Source organism: uncultured Caballeronia sp. (assembly GCF_964243625.1).
Taxonomy (GTDB): Bacteria; Pseudomonadota; Gammaproteobacteria; order Burkholderiales; family Burkholderiaceae; genus Caballeronia.
The window spans coordinates 1-3,096 of record NZ_CAXTGZ010000686.1; the positions used below are offsets into that span (position 1 = coordinate 1).

The 3,096-nt window shown below is 61.8% G+C and carries 4 protein-coding genes; all 4 read left to right on the plus strand.

Translation table 11 applies throughout. The features are described 5' to 3' along the window. Positions 1-559: molybdopterin cofactor-binding domain-containing protein (locus tag ACFFAR_RS29285; protein WP_375509019.1), on the plus strand; the 559-nt coding region annotated here is incomplete at its 5' end. Positions 560-570: 11 nt separating this feature from the next. Further along, on the plus strand, positions 571-1,596 hold the full coding sequence (xdhC, locus tag ACFFAR_RS29290) for a xanthine dehydrogenase accessory protein XdhC (RefSeq protein ID WP_174363648.1): 1,026 nt from the start codon (positions 571-573) through the stop codon (positions 1,594-1,596). 26 nt (positions 1,597-1,622) lie between these two features. Next, positions 1,623-2,651: an adenosine deaminase gene (locus ACFFAR_RS29295; RefSeq protein ID WP_062170506.1), complete on the plus strand. Its 1,029-nt coding sequence runs from the start codon at positions 1,623-1,625 to the stop codon at positions 2,649-2,651. Positions 2,652-2,665: 14 nt separating this feature from the next. Continuing rightward, positions 2,666-3,096: solute carrier family 23 protein (locus ACFFAR_RS29300; protein ID WP_375509020.1), on the plus strand; the 431-nt coding region annotated here is incomplete at its 3' end.

Here is a 3,096-nt window from a genome sequence, read left to right on the forward strand (position 1 = left end):
TTCAAAAACGCTGACCGGCCAGCCGTTTTACTATTTCGCGTACGGCGCGGCGATTTCGGAAGTGGTCGTGGACACGCTGACCGGCGAATGGCGTTTGCTACGCGCCGATATCCTCCACGACGCGGGCCAGTCGATCAACCCATCGCTCGATATCGGTCAGGTGGAGGGCGGCTTCGTGCAAGGCATGGGCTGGCTCACGACCGAAGAACTCTGGTGGAACCGCGATGGCCGCCTGATGACACACGCGCCATCCACTTACAAGATTCCATCGGTGAGCGATATTCCTGCCGCGATGAACGTGAAGCTCTTCGAGAACCAGAACGTCGAGCCGACCGTGTTCCGTTCAAAGGCCGTAGGCGAGCCGCCGCTGCTGCTCGGGTTTTCGGTGTTGCTCGCGATTCGCGCGGCCATCGCGTCGACTGCACCCGATTCCATCGATGCCCCCGTTTTGCGCGCCCCCGCCACACCTGAATCGATACTGAACGCTTTGGACGCGCAAGCATCGAAGCAAGTAGTCGAAGCAGTAGCAGACGTCACGCAGCCGGCGACGGTCAACTAGGAGCGCACACCATGCAAGCCTGGCTGCACGACCTGCAACACCTTCTCGCGCACGGCGACGCCGTCGTGCTGGTGACGGTCGCGCGCGTGCAGGGTTCGGCGCCGCGCGAGCCGGGAACGAAGATGCTCGTTACCCGCGACGACACGCGTCATACCATCGGCGGCGGGCATCTCGAATGGAAAGCGATCGAAACCGCGCGGCAAGTGCTGAAAGACGGCGCGCGCAGTCCGCACATGCGGCGTCTCGAACGTTTTGCGCTCGGTCCAAGTCTCGGCCAGTGTTGCGGGGGCGCGGTCGTGCTGGCGTTCGAGCGGCTGGATATCGGCGATCTGGCATGGGTGACGTCGCTCAACAAACGCTTGACGCAGGGCCATCCCACCGTGCGCAGCGTCGGCTTCGGTCCCTTCCCTGAAGCCGTGATGCTGTCCGATCCAGAGCCGGGTACGAACACGCAGGACTGCCTGCTCTGGGACGGCTCAGGCTTCGACGAAAGCGGCGCATTGCTCACCGAAACCATCACGTTGCGCGAGTTTTCCGTGGTGTTGTTCGGCGCGGGACACGTGGGCGCGGCGATCGTCAGGGTGCTGGCCAATCTGCCGTGCCGGGTCGTCTGGGTCGATGAACGCGATGAAACCTTCCCGCCCCCGGATCATCTCCCTGACAACGTCACCATGGACGCCAGCGGCACGCCCGAATCCGCCGTGGACGAAGCCAGGGCCAACAGCTATTTCCTGGTAATGACGCATAACCACGCGCTCGATCTCGCGCTCGCCGAACGCATTCTCCGCCGTGGGGATTTCGCGTTTTTCGGCATGATCGGTTCGCACACGAAGAAGGTCCAGTTCGAGCGGCGTCTGGCGGCGCGCGGTGTCGAACCCATGCGGATTGACCGCATGACCTGCCCCATCGGCGTACCCGGCATCGTCGATAAAGCCCCGGAAATGATCGCAGTCTCCGTTGCAGCCCAGTTGTTGCAGAAGGTCGAAGAACACGCCGCGCACGGCTACAATTCCGCGCAGCATCCGCAAACCGCGTGATCAAGACCTTTTTTAAGCACAACAACATGACTGCCACTCTCGCCGAAAAGATCGCCCGCGCGCCCAAAGCCGAGCTCCATATTCATATTGAAGGTTCGCTCGAACCCGAACTGATTTTTGAGCTGGCAAAGCGCAACGGCGTGACGCTCGCGTACGATTCCATCGATGCATTGCGCGCGGCTTACGCATTCACCGACCTGCAATCGTTCCTGGATATTTATTACGCCGGCGCGAGCGTGCTGCTGCACGAACGCGATTTTCACGACATGACCATGGCGTACGTCGAACGCGCGCTTGCCGACCATGTCACGCACACCGAAATTTTCTTCGATCCCCAGACGCACACCGAGCGCGGTGTGTCGATTGCGACGGCAATGGCGGGTATTGAAAGCGCGTTGGCCGAAGGCGAGAAGCGCGGCCTGACGAGCAAGGTGATCCTGTGTTTCCTGCGGCATTTGCCGGAAGAAGACGCGCTCAAGACATTCAATGAAGCCCTGCCCCTGTTCGATCAATACAAGCATCGGCTGATTGGTGTCGGGCTGGATTCGTCGGAGCGTGGACATCCGCCGTCGAAGTTCGAGCGCGTGTTCGCAAAGGCGCGCGATAAAGGCCTGAAACTCGTGGCGCATGCAGGCGAAGAAGGACCGCCCGCGTACGTGTACGAAGCGCTCGATCTGCTGAAGGTCGATCGTGTCGATCACGGCGTGCGCAGCATGGAAGACCCGGCGTTGGTCGCGCGTCTTGCCGATGCCCGCATTGCGCTGACCGTCTGCCCGTTGTCGAACCTGAAGCTGCGCGTCTTCGACGACATGACCAAGCACACGCTCAAGGCGCTGCTCGACCAGGGCGTGGCCGTGATGATCAATTCGGACGATCCGGCGTACTTCGGCGGTTACGTGAACGCCAATTACTTCGCGATCCAGGAAGCCCTGAATCTCACCGATGCCGAGGTCTACACGCTGCTCAAGAACAGCCTGGAAGCCTCGTTCGTGACGGATGCAGAACGCAACGCCATGGTCGCCAAGCTCGATGCCTACTGGCACGCAGCGGCCTGACGCGCGGGAACGTCATGGCATCGATTACTCAGGACAGCACCACGCTCGAGCGTTTCTTCGGCATTCGCGCCGCGGGTTCGCGCACGAAAACGGAAGTCGTCGCGGGCATCACGACCTTTCTCACGGCGATGTACATCATCGTCGTCAATCCAGGGATCTTGTCGCAGGCGGGCGTGCCGTTTCCCGCGGCGCTGACGGCGACCGTGATCGTGAGTTTCCTCGGCAGTTGCGCGATGGGTTTGTACGCGCGCAACCCCGTGCTGGTGGCGCCCGGCATGGGCATGAACGCGCTGTTTGCGTTCGTGATGGTCCACGGCGGCAAGATGCCGTGGCAGACGGCGCTTGGCTGCGTCTTCTGGGCCGGCGTGATCTTCGCGGTCCTCGCGTTGTTCAACGCGCGCAAGCTGGTCGTCGATGCTATTCCCGCGAACCTGCGTCACGCGGT

What these genes read in the sequence shown, in the direction of transcription:
- xdhC (WP_174363648.1), top strand. Translation starts at nt 571, where the DNA reads ATGCAAGCCTGGCTGCACGACCTGCAACACCTTCTCGCGCACGGCGAC.
- ACFFAR_RS29295 (WP_062170506.1), top strand. Translation starts at nt 1,623, where the DNA reads ATGACTGCCACTCTCGCCGAAAAGATCGCCCGCGCGCCCAAAGCCGAG.